Source organism: Bacillus sp. FSL K6-4563 (assembly GCF_038630405.1).
GTDB classification, from domain to species: domain Bacteria; phylum Bacillota; class Bacilli; order Bacillales; family Bacillaceae; genus Bacillus; species Bacillus pumilus.
This window is the reverse complement of record NZ_CP152030.1, coordinates 1,556,481-1,575,926: the sequence shown is the minus strand read 5'-3', so window position 1 is coordinate 1,575,926 and position 19,446 is coordinate 1,556,481. Positions and strand designations below refer to the sequence as shown.

The following is a 19,446-nucleotide window of genomic DNA, read 5'->3' as shown; positions in this document are numbered from 1 at the left end:
GGCAAGCCGTCCAAGTCACAAGTAGTATCATACCATACCTCTATGCAGTGTGCAATACAATCTAGTCATTATGAAGCTGCCAAAGCCATCTTTTTTCTTCATCTGTTAACGTTTTGCATGAATCGATCAAATCTGGCCTTCTTGTATAGGTTCGCTTCAAGGATTCTTTGCGCCGCCACTCTTCAATTTTGGCATGATTTCCAGAGAGGAGCACTTCCGGCACTTTTAGTCCTTTATAATCGGCTGGCCTTGTATAGTGAGGATGCTCTAGCAAACCTGTACTAAATGAATCTTCAATGTGAGACGCTTCTTTTCCAAGCACATGAGGCAAAAGCCTGACCACACTGTCTGCAATCATCATCGCTGGCAGCTCTCCGCCTGTGAGAACGAAATCTCCGATTGAGATTTCATCTGTGACAAGATGCTCCCTGATGCGCTCATCGTAGCCTTCATAATGGCCGCAAATGAACATAAGGTGTTCTTCTTTTGCAAGTTCCTCTGCCTTCTTTTGTGTATATCTTTCTCCTTGAGGACAGACAAGAATAATTCGGGGCTTCTTGCTTGCTTTCTTCGTTAAATCTTCTACCGCATCGAATACGGGCTGTGCTTTCAGTACCATACCAGCACCGCCGCCATATGGGTAATCATCTACTGTTTTGTGCTTATGATCTGAATACTCTCTAAAATTGACAACATTGAATGAGACAGCTTCTTTCTCCTGTGCCTTTTTTAAGATCGATGAGTGGAGCACACCTTCGAACATTTCAGGAAAAAGTGTTAAGAAGTCGATTTTCATTCGTCAATGAGTCCTTCCATCACTTCAATGTGTATGGTTTTGGATGCGATATCGATCTTTTTGACGACAGATGGGATATAAGGAATTAGGGCATCTTTTTTGCCTTTTCTTCCGACCACCCAGACATCATTTGCCCCTGGTGTTAAAATCTCTTTGATTTGGCCGACAAGCTGATCCTCTTCATCGTATACTTCACAGCCAATGATTTGGTGGAAATAAAACTCTCCTTCATCTAAAGAGCCGAGATGTTCTTTTTCTACTTTTAAGATTGATTCTTTCAATAGCTCTGCTTCATTTAATGAGCTAATTTCTTCAAATGTGAGCAAATCAAACTGTTTGTGTTGCCTATGTGATGCGACAGTGACTTTTAGCGGCTCCCCTTGACCTTGCTTAAAAATATAGAGGACGCTTCCTTTTTTGTAACGTTCTTCTGGGAAATCTGTCTTTGACACGACGCGTACTTCTCCGCGCACTCCGTGTGTATTGACAATCTTTCCAACATTCAACCATTCTTGTACCATGTTCTCAATCACCCCTGACGTATTTCCACAATGGTGCCGTCTTTCACGACGATGACATTGTCTTGCATCTTGTCATCCCATTTATCACCTATGTTCACTTCAACCAGCGCATCCACTTCTGTCTCTTTCATTTCACTTCCAAGCGGCAAAATATGCAGCTGCTCTACTTGAAAGTCAATTTGCTGGATTTTCTCCTGCCGTTTATCGATGGCTTTTTGGAATTGAGGGATGGCTTCTTGCTGATGTGGTTCTTTTTCATGTTTTTTCAGTTGAAAATATAGTTGATTGCATTCACGTTCTAGTCTTTCTTTTTTCTCCAAAAAAGTCGTTAACAGTTTGTCCTTACTGCTTTCAGTTAATACTTGCATGACGGTGACATGTTGAATGATCTGCATCTTCCTTTTTGTCCCCCTATCCGAAGGCATTTGTCCTCTACATTATAACGAAAAATAGATTTAAACGTGTAAAAAAAGGGGAGGTCCTAAGCCCTCTCCCTTTTTAGTCAGCAATCTCAAGTTGAACTTTCTTAGAAGACTCTGCACTTGCTGCAAACATGACTGTTCGTATCGCTTTCGCTGTACGTCCCTGCTTTCCGATCACCTTTCCGGTATCTTCAGCATTGACAGACAGTGTGTAAATCACTTGCTCATCTTTTTCTAATGAAGATACGTGAATATCTTCAGGGAAATCAACAAGTGGCTCGACGATGGATACAATCAATTCTTCCAAGGACAGCTCATTCATTATTTGCTGTTTTTCGCATTATGAAATTTTTCAAGAATTCCTTGGCTTGAGAAAAGGTTGCGAACTGTATCAGATGGTTTCGCACCATTTTGAAGCCATTTAAGAGCTAATTCTTCGTTGATTTTCACCTCAGCTGGTGATAACACTGGATTGTATGTTCCAACTGTTTCGATGAAACGACCGTCACGTGGTGAACGAGAATCTGCTACTACAATACGATAGAAAGGAGATCTTTTTGATCCCATACGTTTTAAACGAATTTTTACTGCCATTTTACTAGCACCTCCGAAAATATTTCAACAAGATAGTATATTAACAATGATAAAAGGGTTTGTAAAGTGTTTTTTCTTAACAACGGTTTTATCATGTATAACCAATTACATAAATGGTAATTTAAAGCCTTTTTTCTTTCCTTTGGACATGTTGGTCATTTGCTTCATCATCTTTTTCATTTCGTCAAATTGCTTTAAAAGGCGATTGACTTCCTGTACAGATGTTCCGCTTCCTTTTGCAATCCGTTTTCTTCGGCTTGCATTGATGACCTCTGGCTGTTCTTTTTCCTCGGTCGTCATTGATTTTATGATCGCTTCGATGTGATTGAGCTGCTTTTCGTCTACTTGGACGTTTTTGAGCCCTTTCATTTTACCGGCTCCCGGCATCATTTGGATCAATTCATCAAGTGGACCCATGTTACGAACTTGGCCAAGCTGCTCGAGGAAATCATCGAGTGTAAAGCTCATGGTCCGCATTTTTTGTTCAAGCTCTTTCGCTTTATCTTGGTCCACGTTTGCCTGTGCTTTTTCAATCAGTGTAAGCACATCTCCCATGCCAAGAATTCTTGAAGCCATCCGTTCTGGGTGGAATGGTTCAATCGCGTCAAGCTTTTCACCTAGCGCGGCGAATTTAATCGGCGTATTGGTGACAGCTCGAATGGAAAGTGCTGCACCGCCTCGTGTATCCCCGTCTAGTTTCGTTAGAACGACACCTGTTAAACCAAGCTGTTCATTAAAGCTTTTCGCTACATTAACAGCATCTTGACCTGTCATAGAGTCAACAACAAGGAAAATTTCTTCTGGACTCGCTACTTCTTTTACTTTCTGAAGTTCATCCATCAATTCTTCATCAATATGAAGGCGTCCTGCTGTATCTAAAATGACATAATCATGGTGTTCTTCTTTCGCTTTTTCAATTGCCTGTTTGGCAATCTCGACAGGACTGACTTGATCACCTAATGAAAACACAGGCATATCAAGCTGTTTCCCCAGCGTTTGAAGCTGCTGGATCGCTGCTGGTCTGTAAATATCTGCAGCCACCATCATCGGCTGGCGATTATGTTTTTTGCGAAGTAAATTGGCAAGCTTCCCAGTTGTGGTGGTTTTACCTGCCCCTTGAAGACCAACCATCATAATGACGGTCGGAGATTTTTTCGCTACAGCGATTTTACTCTCTTCTCCGCCCATTAATTCAGTGAGTTCTTCTTTTACAACTTTAATGACCTGTTGTCCAGGGGTAAGGCTTTTCATGACCTCTTGTCCAACTGCCCGCTCACTTACTTTTTTCACAAAGTCTTTGACTACTTTAAAATTGACGTCAGCTTCAAGAAGGGCAAGGCGTACCTCGCGCATCATTTCTTTTACATCTTGTTCTGACACTTTTCCTTTGCCGCGGATTTTTGAAATCGTCTGCTGCAGTCGGTCGGCTAATCCTTCAAATGCCATACTGTGCCGCCTCCTAATCTAATTTCTCAAGCGATTCAATTAAAGCTTCTGCTTCTTCCATCTGAGCGGAATCTGCTACGAGCTCACTCATTTTTTTGAGAAGTTCTTTACGCTCTTTAAATTTCTTAAACAAGAGCAGCTTTTCTTCATATTGTTCAAGCATCGCTTCAGTCCGTTTAATATTATCATAAACAGCCTGTCTTGATACTTCATATTCATCCGCAATTTCACCGAGGGAAAAATCGTCTAGGTAGTAAAGCGACATGTAGCTCTTTTGCTTTGCGGTTAACAACGATTGATAGAAGTCAAACAAGTAGTTCATTCTCGTTGTTTTTTCAAGCGTCATGGGCTCTCTCCCCTTTGTTAAGTTCATTCCCTTTACATCAACTAAGTTTACACGGTTCTTTACTGTGTGTCAAGTTTTTATCTTGTCACTGCATGAAGCGGCGTATAAATAAAAATGCCAGCAATTTTTGCCGGCATTTTTGTTAGTCCTCTTGATCAATCACGTCTGAGAATAATCCATACACATACGATTCTGCATCGAATTCTTGCAGATCGTCTACCTTTTCACCTAAACCGACGAGCTTCACGGGGATGTTTAGCTCATTTCGAATTGCAAGGACAATCCCGCCTTTTGCAGTGCCGTCAAGCTTTGTTAAAGCAATTCCTGTCACATTCGTCGCTTTAGAAAATTCTTTCGCTTGTGCCATCGCATTTTGACCCGTTGTTGCATCAAGAGCGAGCAGCACTTCATGCGGTGCATCTGGAACCTCGCGTTCAATGACTCTCTTGACCTTCTCCAGTTCTTTCATCAAGTTGACTTTGTTTTGTAGTCTTCCTGCTGTATCACAGATAAGGACATCCGCATTTTTCGCTTTTGCTGATTGAACGGCATCATAGATCACCGCTGCTGGGTCAGAGCCAGCCGTCTGTTTGACAACAGGGACACCTGAACGCTCTCCCCATACTTCAAGCTGCTCTATCGCACCGGCACGGAATGTATCACCTGCTGCCAAAATGACGGATTTCCCATCATTTTTCAGCTTATTTGCAAGTTTGCCGATCGTCGTTGTTTTCCCAACGCCATTGACACCGACAAATAAAATGATATTTAATCGCCCGTCTTCAATATTCAGCGCAGAGATTTGTTCCTCTCCGCTATTGTAGATTTCAACCAGTTTTTCAGAGATGACCGATTGTACTTCACTTGGGTCTTGAATGTTTCTTAGTTTCACTTCTTTTTTCAGCTCATCAATCAGTTCCATCACCGTTGTGAAACCGACATCCGCGCCGATCAGAACTTCTTCTAATTCTTCAAAAAAGTCTTCATCAACTTTACGGTAGCGTGAAATGAGTTCATTTACTCTTCCTTGAAAGGAGTTTCTCGTTTTTTCAAGTCCATCCTTAAACTTTTCTGATACTGAATCGGTTTGCTGCGTAAATTTTTCTTTTAATTTCTTAAAAAAGCTCATTTGGTTCAAAAACCTCCTTTAATTACTGGACAAGCTCTTTCGTTTCTTCTAGTTTGACAGATACAAGCTTAGAAACACCTGACTCCTGCATCGTAACACCGTAGAGCACATCTGCTTCTTCCATTGTTCCTTTGCGGTGCGTAATGACTATGAATTGTGTTTCTTCGCTGTATTTTTTTAAATATTGTGCAAAGCGGAAAACATTGGCTTCATCAAGCGCCGCTTCTACCTCATCTAACACGCAGAATGGAACAGGTCTGACTTTTAAAATAGAGAATAGTAAAGCGATCGCTGTCAATGCTCTCTCACCGCCTGAAAGAAGGCTTAAGTTTTGCAGCTTTTTCCCTGGCGGCTGCGCGACAATATCAACGCCAGAGTTTAGTAAATCGTTTGGATCTGTCAGCTTAAGATCTGCTTTCCCGCCGCCAAATAATGCTTGGAAAACTGATTCAAAATGCCCCCGAATTTGCGAGAATGTTTCAGAGAAGCGCTTTGTCATCTCTTGATCCATTTCTTCGATCACTTGGAATAATGTATTTTTCGCTTCTGTCAGATCATTTCGCTGTTCTGTTAAGAAAAGGTAGCGTTCATTTACTCGTTCATACTCATCAATGCTGCCTAAGTTCACTGTTCCTAGCTCTTCAATGGCTAATTTGATCAGCTTCACTCGTTTTCTTGCTTCATCTGGCGATAACGTTAGATGATACATCTCTTTTGCCCCTTCAAACGAAAGAGCATACTCTTCGTTCAAATAAGCGATGAGGTTGTCGAGCTCAACTTCCATACGGCCAAGCTTAATTTCTTCATCTTTTAAGCTTGTGGTGAGCTGCTTGTAAAGGCGTTTTTGTTCTTTCAGTTCACGTTCAGCAAATTCTAACGTTTCAGAAAGAGCAAGACGCTGTTTGCGCCGCTCTGAAATGAGCGCGGTTGTTTTGTTTTTATTTTCCAGCTTCTCTTTCGCCGCTTCTTCCAGCTGTTCTGCTCCGCTTGAGCTAGATGTCATTTCACTTGTTAAGAGTGACAGATCTTCTTTTGTTTCCGTCAGCGTTTGTTCAGCCTCTTCTAATTCGGCCATTAAGCTCGAAAGCTTTTCTTGTTCATTCGCTAAGGACTGCTCTTTTTTGGCAAGCGAGATTTTCAGCTCTGTTAATTCGGCAGAAATGGTTTCTTTCGTTGAGCTTTGGGTCTGCTTACGCTTTGTTAATGTATTGATCTCTTGATCAAGGGTGGTCAATTTCTCCCCTATAGAAACTTCAAGAGCTGCCTGCTTTTTGTCCTTATCTGTAAGTTCAGTAGAACGCAGCTGCAATTCTTCTTTTTCTTGGTCATAGAGTTCAAGGTGGGCATTAATATTTTTTTCTGCTACTTGCAGTTCGTATAGCTTCCCTTTGAGCTCTTGCTGCTGTTCTCGAAGCGTTTCTCCCCGCTGACGCAGTTCGTTTAATTGACTTTCGTTTGCTGCAATCAATTGCTTCGTTTCTTTTGTTTCCTTTTCAAGGATCGTCGTTTTTTCTTCCATTTTAACAAGCTGCTTTGTTAATGTTTCGATCTCTCGGTTTCTTGAAAGAAGGGAGTTGTTCTTTTTCTTTACACCGCCACCAGTCATTGAACCGCCGGGGTTCACAACATCTCCATCAAGGGTCACGATGCGATAACGATGACCAAGCATTTTTGCCAGTTCATTGGCGCCTTTTAAGTCTCTAACGATCAGAACCGTTCCAAGCAAGTTCTGTATGACCTTTTGATACTTTTCTTCAAAGGAAACAAGGTGACTTGCTACACCGATAAATGCAGCGTGCTGCTCGGCTGTTTGGACGTCTCTATGCTGAATGGTTCTTTCTTTGATCACATTCATTGGCAGGAAGGTTGCTCGTCCAAAGGAGTGCTGCTTTAAGTATGCAATTGCTTGTCGCGCTGCGGCTTCGTTTTCTGTGACGACGTGCTGCGTTGCTGCGCCTAGCGCGATTTCAATCGCTGTCTCATGCTGCTGATCTGTTTGAATCAGCTCTGCAATGGCACCGTGAATACCGCCTAACCGTTCTTTTGCCTTTAAGACCTCTTTTACTCCTTGGAAAAAGCCTGAGAAGTCTTCCTGCATGGATTCTAGCATCTCTTTTTTTGACTTTGCCTGCTGCACATATTGATAGGCTTGGTAAAGAGCCGTTTCTTTTTTCTCGTATTGACGTTTCATTTGCTCAAGCTTTTGTTCCGCTTCTCTAAAACGCTTGACCTGAGCCAGAATGTCTTCTTCTATGGCTGAAAGCTGCTGCTCAGCCTCTGTTTTCTTCTCTTTGACAGACACACGTTCTTCAATGTGTTTTTGGTTGTTTTGCGTGAGCCGATCTAGCTGCATGGCCGCTTGGCGCTGCTGTTCTTCTAATAATTTGCGTTCGTTGCGGATGGAAGCCTGTTCATTGAGCAGATCAAAATAATCGCTTTTCAGCTGTTCAATTTGACCTTCCACATCTTCAGTATGAAGCGACAGTTGATGCTGCTTTGTTTTCACTTCATCTTTTAGCTGCTGCACTTCTTTTTGAAGGCTGTCCCGCGCGATTTTCTGCTGCTGAATCTTTTCGATTAGCTGCGCCTGCTTTTCAGTTAAGCGAATGAGCGTTTCTTCTAGCTGCCCTTGGTTTGCGGCTGCATTTTTCTTCCGTTCTTTTAGTACTTCTTTTTTACCTTCAAGCTTTTCTAATTCCTCACTTGTGAAAAGAAGAACTTCTTGCAGGTCATTAATTGATTCGTCAAGTGCTTGAATGCGGTCTCTTGACTCTTCAATTTTAGCTTCTTTTGCTTGAATATCTGTGGATTGCTTCATTTCATCTTGTTTGAACCGCTCGACAGCTTCACCAAGTGTTGTCCATTTTTCATGAAGTGCTTCGATGTCATGGACAGTTAAGGCGATTTCGACATTTTCAAGCTCTTCTTTTTTTTGCAAATAGTCCTTTGCAATAGATGCCTGCATTCTTAATGGTTCTACTTGATCTTCTAGTTCATGCAGAATATCTTCTACTCGGTTTAAGTTGTCCTGCGTTTCAAACAGTTTATTCTCGGCTTTTTTCTTTCTTGTTTTATATTTCAAAACACCAGCCGCTTCTTCAAAGATGCTTCTTCTCTCTTCTGCCTTACTAGATAGAATTTCCTCTACCTTTCCTTGGCTGATGATCGAAAAAGCTTCCTTTCCAAGACCTGAATCCATGAAAAGTTCAATAATATCTTTTAAGCGGACAGATTGATTGTTTATGAGAAATTCACTTTCTCCTGAACGATAGACTCTTCTTGTCACACTGACTTCGTGAAAATCGATCGGTAAAAAGTGATCTTCGTTATCTAACGTTAAAGTCACTTCTGCTAGATTGACTCTTTTTCTTGAGTCGCTTCCTGCAAAAATGATGTCTTCCATTTTTCCTCCACGGAGGCTTTTCGCTGATTGTTCTCCAAGTACCCAGCGGATGGCATCGGTAATATTACTTTTGCCGCTTCCGTTTGGTCCAACAACAGCGGTGACCCCTTTGACAAAGTCCACGGTCACTCGCTGTGCAAAAGATTTGAATCCTATCACGTCTAAACGTTTGAGGAACATGAGAGTGATCCTCCTTATGTATTTAAAGTACTATTATCTTACCATATGAAGTGAAAAAAGATGATGGAAAACAGAGTGAAATCCCCCTGAATGACGAGGGGGATTTTATTGGTTCATATGATGTTTCTGCAATTTAGCAAGTGCTTCCTGTGCAGCATGCTGTTCTGCTTCTTTTTTACTGCGGCCATTTCCAATTCCAAGCACTTCTCCGCGAAGGGAGACATTTGCTTCAAATTCCCGGTTGTGTGCTGGTCCTTTTTCATGCAGAATGTGGTATTCAAGTACACCTTTTCCATCGCGCTGAACGAATTCTTGCAGCTGGCTTTTAAAGTCCATGACATGCGAGAACGCTCCATCATTAATTTTCGGATAAACATAGGCTTCTAGGAATCGCTCCACTGGCTCAAGCCCTTGATCTAAATAAAGTGCCCCGATAAACGCCTCGAATACGTCCGCTAAAAGCGCTGGGCGTTTTCTCCCGCCTGTCATTTCTTCGCCTTTTCCTAAAAGAACAAGGTCTCCGAAGGACAGCTCATGTGCCAGAGACACAAGTGACGGTTCACATACGATCGCTGCTCTTAGTTTTGTTAAATCTCCCTCGCTCATCGCAGGGTATTTCGCAAATAAGAATTGAGAGATGGTCAATTCTAAAACAGCATCTCCTAGAAATTCAAGTCTTTCATTATCTTCGTATGGCTTTTTCCGGTGTTCATTCACATAAGAGGAATGCGTAAAGGCTTGATATAGAAGTTTTTCATTTTGAAAGTGTACAGAAATACGCTGCTGGAATTCTCTAAATTGCTCTAGTTTTTTGCTCTGTTTCTGTTTGTCTTTATATTGTTTTGGCATAGCAACCTCCAGGTAGGCTTAATCGCCTTTAAGGATACTGATTATATGGAGTCTCTCTTTCTACATGCAAGGAAACATTGCTCCTTAGCATCTGAAAAAGGCTGACAATTGATCAGCTGAATATGTTGAAACTAACATAAATTTTGAAAGTCCCGTCATGAAAACAGACGGGACTTTGTTACGCTTATTGCTGGCTATTTATGTAGTTCACAGCGTCACCGACTGTTGCAATTTTTTCAGCATCTTCGTCAGAAATTTCCATATCGAACTCATCTTCAAGTTCCATAACTAGCTCAACTACATCAAGGGAATCAGCGCCTAAATCTTCTTTAAATGAAGCTTCCATTTTCACGTCAGCCTCATCAACGCCAAGGCGGTCTACAATAATTTTTGATACACGCTCTAATACGTCTGCCATTGCCTTTCACCTCCCCTCAAAGTATTATAGTTGATTCGTTTTTAAAAAACTAGAGAAAACCTAATGAAATTTTGATATTTCTTAGGACATGACCATTCCGCCATCTACTTGGATGGTTTGGCCTGTAATATAACCTGCTCCTTCTGAAGCTAAAAAGACAACAACGTTGCTAATATCTTCAGGTGCACCAAAGCGTGCAAGCGGGATCTGCTTAAGCATTTCAGTTTGTACATTCTCATCAAGCTTGTCTGTCATATCTGTAGAAATAAAGCCTGGTGCTACTGCATTGACTGTAATATGACGAGTTGCCAGCTCTTTTGCTGTTGTTTTCGTTAATCCGATGACACCAGCTTTTGCTGCAACATAGTTTGCTTGTCCAGGATTTCCACATACGCCAACTACTGAAGCCAAGTTGATGATTCTTCCGCTGCGCTGTTTCATCATTTGACGTGTCACGGCTTTTGTACAGTTAAAGACACCTTTTAAGTTTATGTTAATGACGTCATCCCATTCATTTTCTTTCATTCTCATGAGCAGGTTATCCTTTGTGATCCCTGCATTATTGACAAGAATGTCAATTGAGCCAAATGTGTCAATCGCTTGTTTCATGAGCGATTGTACTTCTTCAGCATTTGAAACATCAGCTTTAACGGCAAATGCCTGCTGGCCAAGTGCTTTGATTTCGTCTACGACTTCATTTGCTTTTGCTTCGTTTCCAGAATAGTTGACGACAACATTTGCACCATTCTTTGCTAAATCGATCGCAATAGAACGGCCAATCCCGCGTGATGCACCTGTTACAACGGCTGTTTTATTTGTAAGCATCAAGAATCCTCCTTCAATGTTTCAATGGCTGCTTCAATTGTTTCCTGATCTGAAACTGAAATAGTTGTCAGGCGGCGATTGACCTTTTTCACAAGACCTGAAAGCACTTTGCCCGGGCCAATTTCAATAAACGTTGTCACGCCTAAATCAATCAGACGTTCTACACTTTCTTCAAATCGAACAGGAGAATACAATTGTTCAATGAGCTTTGTTTCAATAGCATCACGAGATGTAACGATGTCTGCTGTGACATTTGAGATCACTGGTGTTTTGGCATCTGTAATGTTTAGCTTTGACAGAACATCTGTGAATTTTTCAGCGGCTGGTTTCATTAAGGCAGAATGGAAAGGTCCACTCACTTCAAGGGCAATCGCACGTTTTGCGCCCTTTTCTTTCGCTTTCTCTGAAGCGAGTTCGACCCCTTTTGCTGTACCAGAGATCACGATTTGACCAGGACAGTTTAAGTTAGCGAGTTCTACAAGATGACCACTCTCTGTCACTTCTTTTGTCACTTCTAAAAGCGCAGCTTGATCTAAGCCAAGGATCGCTGCCATAGCGCCTTCTCCTGCCGGAACAGCTTCGTTCATTAATTCGCCGCGTTTTCTCACTGCATAGACAGCATCTTGAAACGAAAGTGCGCCTGCCGCAACGAGGGCCGTATATTCACCAAGGCTATGTCCTGCTGCGTAATCTGCTTTGATTCCGCTCTCTTCAAATTTCTTTAAGATGGCGATACTTGTCGTTAAAAGAGCTGGCTGCGCGTTATAAGTGAGCGTCAGCTCTTCTGCATCTCCTTCAAAAATCATTGAAGATAAGTCAAAACCGAGGGTCTTGTCTGCTTCTTCAAATACAGCTTTAGATACTTCTTCTTGGTCAAATAAATCTTTTCCCATGCCAATTTTTTGAGAGCCTTGGCCAGGGAATAAAAATGCAATTTTAGTCATGCTGCTATACCTCCATTAAGACTCGTTCGTGGTTTCTTTTTGGACCTCTTGATGAATGATGGCTGAAACGTCTTTTTCTACGATATCACGTGCCTGACGAATGGCATGAAAAATGGCGTTTTCATCAGAGGAACCGTGCGCTTTAATGACAGGTGCCTTTAAACCAAATAAAGCGGCACCGCCATATTCGGAGTAATCCATTTTAGACTTCATCTGCATCAATTTCGGCTTCATCATGCCAGCCGCTATTTTTGCTGTGAAGCTGGATGTTAATGTTTCTTTCAGCATTTTAAAGACAGAAAGAGCTGTGCCTTCAATCGTTTTCAGGGCGATATTTCCTGTGAAACCATCTGTGACAACGACATCAGCTACACCTTCTAGTAAATCACGAGACTCCACATTTCCTACGAAATTCAAATTTGATGCTTTCAATAATTCAAAGGTTTTTTTTGTGAGATCGTTGCCTTTTTTATCTTCTGTTCCTACATTTAACAATCCTACACGCGGATTGCTCTTTGGAAAAACACGCTCTGCGTAGATTGAACCCATCATCGCATATTGCACAAGGTGTTCTGGTTTGGCATCAACGTTTGCGCCGACATCTAGTAATAAAAACCCACTGCCATCAAGTGTTGGCAGTGTTGGAGCAAGTGCCGGTCTATCGATGCCATCAATTCTTCCTACGATAAACAGTCCTGCTGTCATGAGTGCGCCAGTGTTTCCTGCTGAAATACAAGCATCTGCTCGTCCTTCGGATACTTCTTGCGCCATTTTCACCATAGATGAATCCTTTTTACGTCTAACTGCACGCACTGGTTCATCTGTCGGTTCAATGACTTCTTTTGCATCTAAAATCGTGATGCGCTCGTTATTTGTTATGTATGGTTTGATTTTATTTTCATCGCCGACAAGTGTAATCTCGATATCTGAAAATGCCGTTAAGCTTTTTTGCACACCGTCAATAATGGCTTTAGGGGCATGGTCTCCCCCCATTGCATCGACTGCAATTCTCATATTACGTGCCACCTTTTACTTTTGTTTTGAGCGATACATGACGAAGTCACCTGAGAAGACAACTTCCTCACCGACATAGCTGTTTACTTCAACTACAGTTCTGCCTTTTTCTTTATCATGCGAGGCTACTTTGGCTTTTGAGACAACTCGTTCGCCTTGTTTAACCTGCCTTGTAAATTTAATATTCGCTTTTGCTGTTAAAGCCAGTTCATCGTCAATGACCGCTACTGCAAGCGAATTTGCCTGGGCGAAGAGATGATGTCCCCTGGCAATTTGGTTTCGGCTAAATACATGCTCTTTTCTCACTTCTAAAATGGAAATGGCTTGGTCATCAAGCTCTACATCAATCATTTCTCCAATCACTTCATCCAGCGGAAGTGACTTCACTTCATCCTCTAATGTCTTTTCGGCCACATGCTTAATTCTTTCGCGTAATTCAGGAATTGACAGTTCCAAACGATCAAGACGAACCGTTTGAATGCTTACACCGAATTTACTTGCCAATTCTTCATCAGTAATGAACGGAGTCGAGCTGATCGTTTGCTGGAGAAGCTTTTGACGTTCTTTTTTATTTAGTTTCATATGCAGACACCATCCGTACATTTATGACTAGGTACTAATAGTAGTATATAATCTCATAGATGATAAATCAATCCTTGTTTCAAAAAGACAAGAAAATTCCTCCAGCGCTTGATCAGCTTAATTTATCTCCGCCCAGCACCCCGCTGTCTACAAGTGTTTGCCGAAGTTCTTTGTATTCGGAATCTGTCCAAAATGCATCTGACTGCACAAGTTCTGCCGCATCTTTTCTAGCGGTTTCCAGTGCTCTGTAGTCATGAACCATATCGGCTACTTTAAATTCAGGCATTCCGCTTTGTTTTTTACCGAAGAAATCACCGGGTCCTCTTAGCTCTAAGTCCTTTTCAGACAGCTCAAAGCCGTCGGTTGTTTCGGACATAATCCTCATCCGCTCTTTCCCGGTTTCCGATTTTGGATCCGCCATTAAAACACAAAATGATTGATGCTCTCCGCGTCCAACCCGGCCTCTGAGCTGATGAAGCTGAGACAGTCCGAAGCGGTCTGCATCGTAAATGACCATGATGGTCGCATTCGGCACGTTGACACCCACTTCAACGACTGTGGTTGAAACGAGGATTTGTACTTCATTTGCTGTAAAGTCTCTCATCACCTGATCTTTTTCATCACTCGCCAGTTTCCCGTGCATTAAGCCGATCGACCACTTACCGCGGTATGCCTCTGTCAGCATGCTGTGGACATCAATCGCATTTTGGACATCCAGCTTGTCCGATTCTTCTATGAGTGGACAAATAATATATGCCTGTCTTCCTTTTTTTAGCTCTTTATCTACAAATGCAAGAATCCTATCAAGCATGTCATGCTTGACCCAATACGTTTCGATCTGTTTTCTGCCGGCTGGTAATTCATCAATGACGGAAACGTCCATTTCTCCAAAAACAGTGATCGCAAGTGTGCGCGGAATAGGTGTGGCAGTCATGAATAAGACATCTGGGTCCTGCCCTTTACTTCTTAGTTTTTTCCTTTGCTCGACGCCAAACCGGTGCTGCTCATCTGTGATCACAAGACCGAGCTGCTGAAATTCGACTTCGTCTTGGATGAGCGCATGCGTTCCGACTAATATATCAATCTCGCCCTCTTTTAGACGTTCTAGCAATTCTCTGCGGCGCTTTCCTTTCACAGAGCTTGTTAGTAGAGCGATATTTAGTCCCCATTTTTCAAACAGCTGATAAAGGGAATCTGCATGCTGCTCTGCCAAAATCTCTGTTGGAACCATTAATGCACCTTGATAGCCGGATAAATGAGCGGCATATAGTGCAATAGCTGCAACAGCAGTTTTCCCTGAACCTACATCCCCTTGCAGCAGACGGTTCATCCGGTACGGGGACGCCATATCAGTCATAATTTCATCAAGCACTCTTGATTGTGCCTTTGTCAGCGGAAATGGCAGACTGTGAACAAACTCAAAAACAGCGTCTTTAGAAAACGGATGCTGGATGCCCGATGTTTTTTCTCGTTCTTTCTTTCTGATGGCCTGCATCTTCAGCTGGAAAATAAGAAATTCCTCGTACACAAAGCGGCGTCTTGCTTGCTTGAGCGAGTCTCTTGTTTCTGGCAGGTGAATGGTTTTTAATGCTTCCTGATAGGACATGAGTTTATAGGTAGAGACAAGCTGCTTTGGCAGTGGATCTTCAGCTTTATCTACATAAAGTGACAAGGCTTGTTTGACAAAACGCCTCATCATTTTCACGGTTACATTTTCTTTTACTGAATAAACAGGCTCTATACTGCCATCTTGCTCGTGCGTCCCTTTTTTAAATTCCTGCACCATGATCGATTGACGGTTTTTATCCCATTTGCCAGTGACGGATACCGTATCACCTAACACAAGGCTTCGTTTTAAATAAGGACGATTGAAGCAAATTGCTGTGATGAGAAAACGCCCGACAAGCAGCCTGAATGTCAGCCTGCTTCGTTTTTTTCCATAATAGGTGAGGACGGGCTCACTGTGCACTTTTCCTTCAACTGTGACACGTTCGTCATGCTTTACTTCTTCTAAGTTACGAAGCTCATAGTCGTCATATCGATAAGGAAAGTAGCCAAGTAAATCGGCTACTGTGTGAATTCCAAGTTCATTGAGTGTTTTTTCGGTTTCTTCTCCAATCCCCTTAAGGACTGAGACATTATCTTGCAGTTTCTGTATCACGAGATGGGGTCACACCTCCGAAAATCTTCTTTTCAAGCTCTCTTGCTGTCGGTGTCGCAGCAAGTCCGCCTTGTGCTGTTTCGCGAAGTGCCGTTGGCATGGTTTGACCGATTTTATACATCGCATCAATGACTTCATCACATGGGATACGGCTTGTGATGCCGGCAAGTGCCATATCTGCTGCAATCATCGCATTTGATGCACCCATGGCGTTTCGTTTTACGCACGGTACCTCAACAAGTCCAGCTACTGGGTCACAAACAAGTCCAAGCATATTTTTCAGTGTAATCGCCATTGCTTCAGCAGATTGCTGAGGTGTACCGCCTGCCATTTCGACAATGGCTGCTGCCGCCATCCCTGATGCTGAGCCTACCTCAGCCTGACAGCCACCTGCTGCACCAGAGATGCTCGCATTATTGGCCACAACAAAACCAAATGCGCCAGAAGTGAATAGGAATCTGACCATTTGTTCCTTTGTTGGCTTTAATGTTTGTTTTACTGCAAATAACGTACCTGGCACAACACCTGCTGAGCCTGCTGTAGGCGTTGCACAGATCGTCCCCATTGCGGCATTGACTTCATTTGTTGCCACTGCCTTACTAACAGCATCTAATATCGTATGACCAGACAATGTTTTGCCTGATGCGATATACGCTTGAAGTTTGACCGCATCTCCGCCTGTTAAACCGGATAATGATTTCACACCTTTTAGCCCGTTTTCTACGGCTTGTTCCATCACTTCTAAGTTGCGGTACATCTGGGAGAAAATATCTTCACGTGATTTCCCTGTTACTTCCATTTCTTGCGTAATCATGATTTCTGAAATGGAGGTATTCCGTTCTTCTGTTAGCTGCACGAGTTCTTTGACGTTTTTAAACATCATTCATAACCTCCTTGTTGTTACTCTGCAATTTGTGTGACTTGAATAATGTTTGGCAGTGTTTCAAGCTCTGATAAGGCAGCTGGGTCAATATTTTGATCCACTTCGATGGTCATCAGAGCCTCTTGCCCGACATCTTTACGCGCCACTTCCATATGACCGATGTTGATGGCGAATTTCGCTAACACGTTGGCGACTGCCGCAATCGTGCCGTAGCGATCGTTATGAACCACAAGAATGGCAGGATGATTTCCTGAAAGTCTGAGCTCAAAGCCATTCAGTTCAGTAATTTCGATTTTACCACCGCCGATGGAAATCCCGATTAATTCAAGGCTTCCGTTCGCATCTGATATCTCTACTTTTGCTGTATTCGGATGCGCTGGTACCGCATCTTCTTCTTTAAATTCAATGTCGATCCCTTTGCTTTTTGCAATATCGATCGCTGTTTTGATGCGTTCATCAAATGTATCAAAGTCAAGAACGCCGCCGACCATGGCGACATCTGTACCATGTCCTTTATACGTATCTTTAAAAGAGCCATAAAATGAAACGACAATTCGCTTCGGTTCTCTTCCAAATAAGCTGCGAGCCACTCTTCCTATTCGAGCCGCACCCGCTGTGTGCGAACTTGATGGACCAATCATGACGGGTCCAATAATATCAAACACACTTCTAAATTTCATAGGTCTTCCCCTCTCATAACCACTCACATATTGGTTTGGTTCTTTCTTTAGACTAATGGATTCAATCGTTTCCCGCAACTCATTTCACCGTTGAATCGTTAGTAAAAAATTGCAAAAGAAGAAGAAGGGCTTTATTTGCCCTTCTTTCGTTATTCGACAGCCAAAATATATGAATAAAGCGGCTGTTTTCCATCGTGGACTTCAACTTCTATATCTTCAAATGTTTCTTCAATAAAGGCTTCTAACTCATCCATCTCTTCAGATGATGCATCTTCCCCTTTAATGATCGTAACAATCTCATCATCTTCTGTCACCATTTTGGTCAAAAGTTCTTTTGCTGCATCTAATTGATTTTTCGCAGTTAAGGTGATTTTTCCGTTAAAGAGACCCATATAATCTCCTTTGGCAATGTCGATTCCATCAATTTGGGTATCTCTCACCGCAAAGGTAATTTGCCCGCTTTTCACGTGGTCAATCGCTTCTAGCATCGCCGCTTCGTTGTCTTCATTTGAAGCTGCTTCATTGAGAGAAAGAAGTGCCGACATTCCTTGAGGAACGGTCTTCGTTGGAATGACAACAACCTCACGACTCGAGACAGTTGCCGCCTGTTTCGCTGCCATGACAATATTAGAATTATTAGGTAAGATAAAGACGGTTTCGGCATGTACGCTTTCAATTGCTGTGACAATGTCTTCTGTACTTGGGTTCATCGTCTGTCCGCCTTCAATGACGACGGAAGCTCCGATACTTTTAAACAAGTCAGCAATTCCTTCTCCCATTGCGACACTGACGACTCCAAAGCGCTGTTTTTCAGCAGCAGGTGCCTTTGGTGCAGCGGGCGCATGTTCTTTTTCTTCGTTCACAATCGAGCTATGCTGCTCTCTCATGTTTTCAATTTTCATATTGATCAGGCTGCCGTAGCGCTGTGCATAGGATAAGACATCTCCAGGCTGCTCTGCATGAATATGAACTTTCGCCAGCGTTTCATCAGATACCACAAGAAGTGAATCTCCGAATTCGCTTAAGTCTTCTCTGAAGGCATTCTCATCAAAGGACTGTTTCTCTTCTTCAAATTTCACCATAAATTCAGTACAATAACCAAATTCAATATCTTCAGTGTTCATATGGCTTTGTGCACTTTTATGATGCTCTGCACTGACAAGTTCTTTTAACGTTGGCAAAGAGGACGCTTTCAGATGGAGGTCCTCTCCTCTTAATGAAGCAAGGAAACCTTCATATACGCAGAGAAGTCCCTTACCTCCACTATCGACAACGCCTACTTCTTTTAAAACAGGAAGTAGATCTGGCGTTCGATCAAGTGATGCTCTCGCTTCCTCAATCGTTAACTCAAGAACGCGGTCAATGTCATTTTCGGTTGCTGAAACAGCAACCGCTTTCTTTGCTGCATCCTTTGCGACCGTTAAGATGGTCCCTTCAATCGGTTTCATCACGGCTTTATAGGCTGTATCAACACCGGCCTGCAAGGCAAGGGCAAATTCTTTGGCGTCAATCGTCTCTTTTTGTTCTATATTTTTACTGAAACCTCTAAAGAGCTGTGATAGGATGACACCTGAGTTTCCTCTTGCGCCCATCAATAGCCCTTTTGACAAGGCCACGCCGACCTTCCCAATATGATCGGTATTTGTTTCTTCAACTGCTTTTGCCCCTGAAGTCATTGACAAATTCATATTTGTCCCCGTGTCTCCGTCTGGCACTGGAAAAACATTTAACGCATCCACAATTTGTGCGTTTTGAGAAAGATGGTGAGCACCTGCAAGAATCATTTTTGCAAATGAGCGGCCATCAAGATTTCTAATAGACAATATATTTCCTCCTTACTACGGGTTCGTAACTCTTACTCCTTGTACATAAATGTTGACCGAATCAACAGAAAGTCCAACTGTGTGAGAAATCGTATATTTGACTTTCGTTTGAACATTATGTGCGACTTCTGATATTTTTGTACCGTAGCTGACGATGATGTACATATCAATATGAATGCGGTCTTCTTTTTGACGCACAAGAACACCCCGGCTGAAGTTCTCTTTACGGAGAATATCCGTCAAGCCGTCCTTGATTTGATTTTTGGACGCCATCCCAACAATACCATAGCAATCGATCGCAGCGCCTCCTGCCACCATTGCAATGACTTCATTTGATATATCAATTTGTCCGTATTTCGTTCTAAGTTCAATGGACACATTGGTTCCCCCTTTTTGAGAAATTGCCCTGAGTTATCACTATTTTACTATA

At 42.5% G+C, this 19,446-nt stretch carries 20 protein-coding genes; all 20 read right to left on the bottom strand.

Features of this window, described 5'->3' with window-relative positions:
- Positions 1-61: 61 nt before the first annotated feature.
- The 20 genes from trmD to MHH54_RS07735 all read right to left on the bottom strand — a co-directional run bounded on the left by trmD (position 62) and on the right by MHH54_RS07735 (position 19,394).
- A complete protein-coding gene (gene trmD / locus MHH54_RS07830) occupies positions 62-796 on the bottom strand; it encodes a tRNA (guanosine(37)-N1)-methyltransferase TrmD (protein WP_003211682.1) in 735 nt (244 codons plus the stop codon).
- Complete coding sequence (gene rimM, locus MHH54_RS07825) at positions 793-1,317, bottom strand: ribosome maturation factor RimM (protein WP_003210936.1); 525 nt, start codon at positions 1,315-1,317, stop codon at positions 793-795. The genes trmD and rimM overlap by 4 nt, the downstream gene beginning before the upstream one ends.
- Before the next feature lie 8 nt (positions 1,318-1,325).
- Entirely contained in the window at positions 1,326-1,712 is a 387-nt protein-coding gene (locus MHH54_RS07820; protein WP_003211186.1) for a YlqD family protein, read from the bottom strand.
- 103 nt (positions 1,713-1,815) lie between these two features.
- Positions 1,816-2,061, bottom strand: a complete 246-nt coding sequence (locus MHH54_RS07815; RefSeq protein WP_012009937.1) for a KH domain-containing protein — start codon at positions 2,059-2,061, stop codon at positions 1,816-1,818.
- Positions 2,061-2,333 carry a 30S ribosomal protein S16 gene (rpsP, locus tag MHH54_RS07810; protein WP_003212139.1) on the bottom strand — a complete coding sequence of 91 codons (273 nt, stop codon included), beginning with the start codon at positions 2,331-2,333 and terminating at the stop codon, positions 2,061-2,063. The genes MHH54_RS07815 and rpsP overlap by 1 nt, the downstream gene beginning before the upstream one ends.
- 105 nt (positions 2,334-2,438) lie before the next feature.
- Complete coding sequence (gene ffh / locus MHH54_RS07805; RefSeq protein ID WP_003211019.1) at positions 2,439-3,779, bottom strand: signal recognition particle protein; 1,341 nt, start codon at positions 3,777-3,779, stop codon at positions 2,439-2,441.
- A gap of 13 nt (positions 3,780-3,792) precedes the next feature.
- Positions 3,793-4,125, bottom strand: coding sequence for a putative DNA-binding protein (locus MHH54_RS07800; RefSeq protein WP_003210763.1), 333 nt, complete (start codon positions 4,123-4,125; stop codon positions 3,793-3,795).
- Positions 4,126-4,267: 142 nt separating this feature from the next.
- Positions 4,268-5,254, bottom strand: coding sequence for a signal recognition particle-docking protein FtsY (gene ftsY, locus MHH54_RS07795; RefSeq protein WP_003211188.1), 987 nt, complete (start codon positions 5,252-5,254; stop codon positions 4,268-4,270).
- A 22-nt stretch (positions 5,255-5,276) separates the two neighbouring features.
- The gene (gene smc, locus MHH54_RS07790; RefSeq protein ID WP_003211380.1) at positions 5,277-8,837 is read right to left on the bottom strand and encodes a chromosome segregation protein SMC; all 3,561 of its coding nucleotides are present in this window, start codon (positions 8,835-8,837) and stop codon (positions 5,277-5,279) included.
- Between the two features lie 105 nt (positions 8,838-8,942).
- Positions 8,943-9,686, bottom strand: coding sequence for a ribonuclease III (rnc, locus tag MHH54_RS07785; protein WP_003211549.1), 744 nt, complete (start codon positions 9,684-9,686; stop codon positions 8,943-8,945).
- 184 nt (positions 9,687-9,870) lie between these two features.
- The gene (gene acpP, locus MHH54_RS07780) at positions 9,871-10,104 is read right to left on the bottom strand and encodes an acyl carrier protein (protein WP_003212028.1); all 234 of its coding nucleotides are present in this window, start codon (positions 10,102-10,104) and stop codon (positions 9,871-9,873) included.
- Between the two features lie 81 nt (positions 10,105-10,185).
- The gene (gene fabG / locus MHH54_RS07775) at positions 10,186-10,929 is read right to left on the bottom strand and encodes a 3-oxoacyl-[acyl-carrier-protein] reductase (RefSeq protein WP_050945057.1); all 744 of its coding nucleotides are present in this window, start codon (positions 10,927-10,929) and stop codon (positions 10,186-10,188) included.
- Positions 10,929-11,873: an ACP S-malonyltransferase gene (fabD, locus tag MHH54_RS07770; RefSeq protein ID WP_003211326.1), complete on the bottom strand. Its 945-nt coding sequence runs from the start codon at positions 11,871-11,873 to the stop codon at positions 10,929-10,931. Before fabD ends, fabG begins: the two co-directional genes overlap by 1 nt.
- Positions 11,874-11,888: 15 nt before the next feature.
- Complete coding sequence (gene plsX, locus MHH54_RS07765) at positions 11,889-12,887, bottom strand: phosphate acyltransferase PlsX (protein WP_003211133.1); 999 nt, start codon at positions 12,885-12,887, stop codon at positions 11,889-11,891.
- A gap of 15 nt (positions 12,888-12,902) precedes the next feature.
- Positions 12,903-13,469: a transcription factor FapR gene (gene fapR / locus MHH54_RS07760; protein WP_003210820.1), complete on the bottom strand. Its 567-nt coding sequence runs from the start codon at positions 13,467-13,469 to the stop codon at positions 12,903-12,905.
- Positions 13,470-13,581: 112 nt separating this feature from the next.
- Positions 13,582-15,630, bottom strand: a complete 2,049-nt coding sequence (gene recG / locus MHH54_RS07755; RefSeq protein ID WP_268493062.1) for an ATP-dependent DNA helicase RecG — start codon at positions 15,628-15,630, stop codon at positions 13,582-13,584.
- Complete coding sequence (sdaAA, locus tag MHH54_RS07750) at positions 15,608-16,510, bottom strand: L-serine ammonia-lyase, iron-sulfur-dependent, subunit alpha (protein ID WP_034620038.1); 903 nt, start codon at positions 16,508-16,510, stop codon at positions 15,608-15,610. Before sdaAA ends, recG begins: the two co-directional genes overlap by 23 nt.
- 20 nt (positions 16,511-16,530) lie before the next feature.
- Positions 16,531-17,193, bottom strand: coding sequence for an L-serine ammonia-lyase, iron-sulfur-dependent subunit beta (gene sdaAB / locus MHH54_RS07745; RefSeq protein WP_342500842.1), 663 nt, complete (start codon positions 17,191-17,193; stop codon positions 16,531-16,533).
- A gap of 149 nt (positions 17,194-17,342) precedes the next feature.
- Positions 17,343-19,016: a DAK2 domain-containing protein gene (locus MHH54_RS07740; RefSeq protein ID WP_003212056.1), complete on the bottom strand. Its 1,674-nt coding sequence runs from the start codon at positions 19,014-19,016 to the stop codon at positions 17,343-17,345.
- Positions 19,017-19,031: 15 nt separating this feature from the next.
- Positions 19,032-19,394: an Asp23/Gls24 family envelope stress response protein gene (locus tag MHH54_RS07735; RefSeq protein ID WP_003211680.1), complete on the bottom strand. Its 363-nt coding sequence runs from the start codon at positions 19,392-19,394 to the stop codon at positions 19,032-19,034.
- Positions 19,395-19,446: the final 52 nt, after the last annotated feature.

Coding starts and splice junctions, on each gene's coding strand:
- trmD (WP_003211682.1), bottom strand. CDS start 796: ATGAAAATCGACTTCTTAACACTTTTTCCTGAAATGTTCGAAGGTGTG.
- rimM (WP_003210936.1), bottom strand. CDS start 1,317: ATGGTACAAGAATGGTTGAATGTTGGAAAGATTGTCAATACACACGGA.
- MHH54_RS07820 (WP_003211186.1), bottom strand. CDS start 1,712: ATGCAGATCATTCAACATGTCACCGTCATGCAAGTATTAACTGAAAGC.
- MHH54_RS07815 (WP_012009937.1), bottom strand. CDS start 2,061: ATGAATGAGCTGTCCTTGGAAGAATTGATTGTATCCATCGTCGAGCCA.
- rpsP (WP_003212139.1), bottom strand. CDS start 2,333: ATGGCAGTAAAAATTCGTTTAAAACGTATGGGATCAAAAAGATCTCCT.
- ffh (WP_003211019.1), bottom strand. CDS start 3,779: ATGGCATTTGAAGGATTAGCCGACCGACTGCAGCAGACGATTTCAAAA.
- MHH54_RS07800 (WP_003210763.1), bottom strand. CDS start 4,125: ATGACGCTTGAAAAAACAACGAGAATGAACTACTTGTTTGACTTCTAT.
- ftsY (WP_003211188.1), bottom strand. CDS start 5,254: ATGAGCTTTTTTAAGAAATTAAAAGAAAAATTTACGCAGCAAACCGAT.
- smc (WP_003211380.1), bottom strand. CDS start 8,837: ATGTTCCTCAAACGTTTAGACGTGATAGGATTCAAATCTTTTGCACAG.
- rnc (WP_003211549.1), bottom strand. CDS start 9,686: ATGCCAAAACAATATAAAGACAAACAGAAACAGAGCAAAAAACTAGAG.
- acpP (WP_003212028.1), bottom strand. CDS start 10,104: ATGGCAGACGTATTAGAGCGTGTATCAAAAATTATTGTAGACCGCCTT.
- fabG (WP_050945057.1), bottom strand. CDS start 10,929: ATGCTTACAAATAAAACAGCCGTTGTAACAGGTGCATCACGCGGGATT.
- fabD (WP_003211326.1), bottom strand. CDS start 11,873: ATGACTAAAATTGCATTTTTATTCCCTGGCCAAGGCTCTCAAAAAATT.
- plsX (WP_003211133.1), bottom strand. CDS start 12,887: ATGAGAATTGCAGTCGATGCAATGGGGGGAGACCATGCCCCTAAAGCC.
- fapR (WP_003210820.1), bottom strand. CDS start 13,469: ATGAAACTAAATAAAAAAGAACGTCAAAAGCTTCTCCAGCAAACGATC.
- sdaAA (WP_034620038.1), bottom strand. CDS start 16,510: ATGTTTAAAAACGTCAAAGAACTCGTGCAGCTAACAGAAGAACGGAAT.
- sdaAB (WP_342500842.1), bottom strand. CDS start 17,193: ATGAAATTTAGAAGTGTGTTTGATATTATTGGACCCGTCATGATTGGT.